Origin of the sequence: Planktothrix sp. FACHB-1355, from assembly GCF_014748295.1 — a bacterium.
Classification (GTDB): domain Bacteria; phylum Cyanobacteriota; class Cyanobacteriia; order Cyanobacteriales; family Aerosakkonemataceae; genus Aerosakkonema; species Aerosakkonema funiforme_A.
This window is the reverse complement of record NZ_JACJUP010001010.1, coordinates 1-2,653: the sequence shown is the minus strand read 5'-3', so window position 1 is coordinate 2,653 and position 2,653 is coordinate 1. Positions and strand designations below refer to the sequence as shown.

Here is a 2,653-nt window from a genome sequence, read left to right as displayed (position 1 = left end):
AAACAAGATAAATTGAGCCATAGCATTAATACGATCGCCGCACCGACAGCACCGTAGGCGGCGTTGTAATTGCCGAAGTTAGATACGTAAAGGCGAAATCCAGCCGATACAATAGCCCAAGAGACGGAGGCAAGGATCGCTCCCGGCATGATGGGCGTTCCCCTAGTCCAGCGGCTGGGGCCATAGCGATAAATAAAGGCGATCGCAGATGCAATAATTACCAAAGCAGTAGGCCAACTGAACAGCCGCCAAATCGATAGCAGTTCTGGCTCTAGATGACCAGTTTGGCGAGCTGCTATTTGCACGAGCCAGTCACTGATAAAAACTAGGAAAGATGCGGCAATTAGTAGAAAAATCGTACCGATTGTGAGACCGAGAGAAACTAACTTGGCTTTCCAAAACGGTCGCCGCTGCTTTCGGGGAATTTGATTGATGCGATCGAGAGCGTCCATAGCCGCACTTAGGGCTCCAGAAGCAGTCCATAAGGCGATAATAAAGCTGAGGGAAAACAATCCTTGGTTTTGGCTGAGGCCGATCGTATTTGTAAACCCTTTGATCAGAAACAGCGCTTCTTGAGGGGCAATATTACCCAGTTGTGCCGCCAAGTATCTAAAGGTAGATTGTAACCAATCAAACAATCCGATCGCCGTTAGCAGTGCCAAAATTGATGGAAACAGGGCTAACATAGCGTTGTAGGTCATTTCCGCCGCAAGTCCGGGCAAGCGCTGCTGTCCGGCACGCTGGAAAGTTCTCTTCAGCGTTGCCCAATTTAAGTGCTGAAAAAAACGAAAAAAACGGGCAAATATCATATTTTTATAATTGAGCAAATCTAACAACTTATGGTGGGCGATGCTCACCCTACCAACTAAGAAATACACAGATGAACTACGATGTAAAGCAGTGGATAGAGGAAATTAACGCGCTGCGACAACAAGTGGCGCAAGCTCAAAGCGATCGCGATCTTGCGGTCGATAGCGCTGCTAGATGGAGTCAACTTTACAATACAGAAGCAGAACAACGCCGCGCTGATGCTAAGTTAGCACAGCAAACTATAGACAAGCTTAAGGCAGAAATTGACCAACTTAAAGTTGATTTTGCTGCCAAATTAGATGAAGTTGCGGATATTTCTGCGAGTTCCCCAGAACTGCAACAGTTGCAAAGCGTTGAGGCATTGAAGCATAAACTGGTAGAAGTGCTGTTAGAACGCGATCGTCTTGCAGAAGCCTTGAAAGCAGAACGGGAGGCGCACGCCCAAACTCGCCAAAGTCTGACTACTGCCTTGGGGGACACGATCGATTTGCTCACCAAGCAGCGAGATACCGATCCGACTGAGTTTAAAGCAACTCCAGTTAAGCAGGATCGGCCCCAGCCTGACAAGTTGCCGGGGTCTTCCCATCCTGCCCACTTACCCAGCTTTAAAAACCCATCACTTCAGCTACCGCCGACAAGACCGGCTCCACCCCGTCTTTAAACTGATTGTGACAGTGTTTAATAGCGGTATCGGGGTCTTTAAGTCCATTGCCGGTGAGGACGCAAACTACTTTCGCACCTGTTGGAATCTCGTTTTTGACTTTTAGCATCCCAGCTACGGAAGCTGCACTGGCCGGTTCGCAAAAAATGCCTTCTTGGGAAGCTAGCAGACGATACGCCTCTAAAATTTCTTCATCGGTAACGGCTGCGAATCCCCCTTGGCTGGCTTCGGCGGCGGCGATCGCTTTTTCCCAGCTTGCCGGATTGCCAATGCGAATAGCCGTTGCCAGCGTTTCTGGGTGAGACACCGGCTTACCTGTGACGATCGGAGCTGCCCCTGCTGCTTGAAATCCCATCATCTGCGGCAGACGATCGCACTTACCTTCTTGATGGTATTGACAAAATCCCATCCAATATGCTGTAATATTACCGGCATTTCCGACGGGGATACATAACCAGTCTGGTGCGTCACCCAGGGCATCTACCACTTCAAATGCCGCAGTTTTCTGTCCTTCCAGTCGGTAGGGATTGACTGAGTTAACCAGGGTGACCGGGTAGTTTTCTGCCATCTCGCGCACAATCGCGAGTGCCCGGTCAAAATTTCCTTTAATTGCCAGCACTTCAGCGCCATACAGCAAAGCTTGCGCCAATTTGCCCAGGGCTACGTAGCCATCGGGGATCAAGACAAATGCCCGCATTCCGCCACGGCGGGCATAGGCAGCTGCTGATGCTGAGGTATTGCCGGTGCTGGCACAGATGACTGCTTTAGCACCTGCTTCCTTTGCTTTGGAAATTGCCATAGTCATCCCCCGGTCTTTGAAACTGCCGGTAGGATTGAGGCCGTCAAATTTTACGTAAACTTGCACCTGTCTGCCAATGAGAGATGCGATCGCCGGAATGGGAATCAGAGGCGTATTCCCCTCCAAGAGGGTAACTACCGGCGTGGATGACGTTACTGGCAGATAAGCACGGTACGCTTCGATTAAACCAGGCCAGCTTTTTAGTTTGGATTCAGCAAGGGAAAGACTTACAGTCACAATAGATGAACAGCGCGAATGTAGAAATACTCCGGGTACACCTTAGTTTAGCGCGGATGGGGAACGGTGCAGACAGGAAGTGGGGGAAGAGAGGGGCTAGGGGTTAGGGATTAGGGGCTAGGGAAGAGGGAAGAGAGGGGCTAGGG

At 50.2% G+C, this 2,653-nt stretch carries 3 protein-coding genes; 1 reads left to right on the top strand and 2 read right to left on the bottom strand.

The window, feature by feature from the left end:
* Positions 1-809: YihY/virulence factor BrkB family protein (locus tag H6S82_RS28255; RefSeq protein WP_191057109.1), on the bottom strand; the 809-nt coding region annotated here is incomplete at its 3' end.
* 71 nt (positions 810-880) lie between these two features.
* On the opposite strand from H6S82_RS28255, the gene H6S82_RS28250 reads away from it, so the two are divergent.
* Positions 881-1,471 carry a hypothetical protein gene (locus H6S82_RS28250; RefSeq protein WP_190472870.1) on the top strand — a complete coding sequence of 197 codons (591 nt, stop codon included), beginning with the start codon at positions 881-883 and terminating at the stop codon, positions 1,469-1,471.
* On the opposite strand, the gene thrC is transcribed toward H6S82_RS28250, so the two are convergent.
* The gene (thrC, locus tag H6S82_RS28245; RefSeq protein WP_190472866.1) at positions 1,416-2,507 is read right to left on the bottom strand and encodes a threonine synthase; all 1,092 of its coding nucleotides are present in this window, start codon (positions 2,505-2,507) and stop codon (positions 1,416-1,418) included. The two genes, H6S82_RS28250 and thrC, sit on opposite strands and share 56 nt — an antisense overlap.
* Between the last annotated feature and the right edge of the window lie 146 nt (positions 2,508-2,653).